3 protein-coding genes are annotated in these 1,792 nt (G+C 68.0%); 2 read left to right on the top strand and 1 reads right to left on the bottom strand.

What is annotated here, in order from left to right:
* The coding region (locus KDB67_RS22210; protein ID WP_291020719.1) for a tetrahydrofolate dehydrogenase/cyclohydrolase catalytic domain-containing protein at positions 1–488 on the bottom strand (488 nt) is incomplete at its 3' end.
* A gap of 87 nt (positions 489–575) precedes the next feature.
* Between KDB67_RS22210 and KDB67_RS22215 the strand changes: the two genes are divergently transcribed.
* On the top strand, positions 576–1,040 hold the full coding sequence (locus tag KDB67_RS22215) for a tRNA (cytidine(34)-2'-O)-methyltransferase (protein WP_291020721.1): 465 nt from the start codon (positions 576–578) through the stop codon (positions 1,038–1,040).
* A partial coding sequence (locus KDB67_RS22220; protein WP_291020723.1) for a pyridoxal-phosphate dependent enzyme occupies positions 1,037–1,792 on the top strand: 756 nt, incomplete at its 3' end. The genes KDB67_RS22215 and KDB67_RS22220, both read left to right, overlap by 4 nt.

The raw sequence follows: 1,792 nt of genomic DNA on the forward strand, positions 1-1,792 counted from the left end.
ACGGCCACCCGCGCCCCGTCGAGCGGGATGTCGTAACGGCGCAGCAGGTGGATCACACCGCGCGGGGTGCAGGGCAGCGTCGATTCCTTACCCAGCACGAGCCGTCCCAGGTTGATGGGATGCAGGCCGTCGGCATCCTTGTCGGGGTCGATGCGTTCGAGCGCGGCGTTCTCGTCGAGGTGTTTGGGCAGCGGCAGCTGGACGATGTAACCGGTGCACGCCGGGTCGGCGTTCAACTCGTCGATCGCGTCGTCGAGTTGCTGCTGGGTGATATCGGCGGCCAGGTCCCGGCGGATGGACTCGACACCGATGCGGGCGCAGTCGTTGTGCTTGCCCTTGACGTAGGAGTGCGAGCCGGGGTCGTCGCCGACCAGGATGGTGCCCAGTCCGGGGACGATGCCTTCGGCCCGCAACTTCTCCACCCGCACGCTCAGATCAGTGAAGATCTCGTCGCGGGTGGCCTTACCGTCAAGTCGTATCGCACTCACCCGGCCCATTGTTCCATTACCGCACCGGCACATGCGGCAGGCCGCCGCCCCGGGACGGGCGGCCCGGCCACTAAGCTGACCGGCATCATGTTCCGGATCATGTTTTTTCAACCCTGCATTCCTCCCAATACCGGCAACGCGATCCGGTTGGCGGCCAACACCGGCTGCGAGCTGCATCTGATCGAGCCGCTCGGTTTCACCATGACCGACGCCCAGGTCAAGCGGGCGGGTCTGGACTATCACGAGATGGCCAATGTCACCGTGCACCCGGATCTGGCCACGGCCTGGGACAGGCTGCGGCCCGAGCGGGTGTTCGCGTTCACCGCACACGCGCGTAGTCGGCACACCGACATCGCGTATCAGCCCGGCGATGTGTTGTTGTTCGGCCCTGAACCGACCGGCCTGCCCGACGAGGTCGTGACGGACCCACACATCACCGGCACCGTGCGCATCCCGATGCTGCCCGACCGCCGCTCGCACAACCTGGCCAATGCCACGAGCATCGCCATCTACGAGGCGTGGCGTCAGAACGATTTCGCGGGTGCGGTGTGAGGATCAGCCGCGGTGATATCCAGTCCGCCCGCGCGCGCATCGCCGGGCGGCTGCGACGAACTCCTGTATTGCGCACCGAGATCGGGACGGTCAACGGCGCGGTCGAGGTGGCACTGAAGCTGGAGTTCACCCAGCTCGGTGGCAGTTTCAAAGTCCGGGGCAGCCTCAATGCGACTCTCCACGCCCAGGAGCAGGGTCTGCTGACCGAGGCCGGGGTGCTGGTCGCCTCCGGTGGGAACGCGGCGATCGGTGCCGCGCATGCGGCGAGGATCGTGGGCGTGCCGTGCACCGTGGTGGTGCCGGAGGCCGCGCCGAGGGTCAAGGTCGCGGCGCTGCGGGATCTGGGCGCGCAGGTGCACCTGGCCGGCGACCGCTACCAGGTGGCCGCCGAGGTAGCCACGTCGATGGCGGATGAGTCGGGTGCCCTGCTGCTGCACGCCTACGACCTGCCCGACATCGTCGCCGGTGCCGGGACGATCGCTCCCGAACTGGCCGCCGATGTCGAGGGCCCGCTGACGATAGTGACCTGTGTGGGCGGCGGCGGACTGATTGCCGGCCTGACCACCGGGATGCGGTCCGGCGATCGGATCGTCGGCGCCGAACCGGTGGGTGCATCGTGCCTGCATCAGGCTCTGGCCGCGGATCACCGGATACCGGCCGAACTCGACAGCATCGCCGCTGATTCGCTGGGCGCCACCGAGGTCGGCGAGATCTGCTGGAACACGGTCGCCGGGCGTGACGACGTGTCGAGC

Origin of the sequence: Gordonia sp. (in: high G+C Gram-positive bacteria) (assembly GCF_020438995.1) — a bacterium.
GTDB lineage: Bacteria > Actinomycetota > Actinomycetes > Mycobacteriales > Mycobacteriaceae > Gordonia.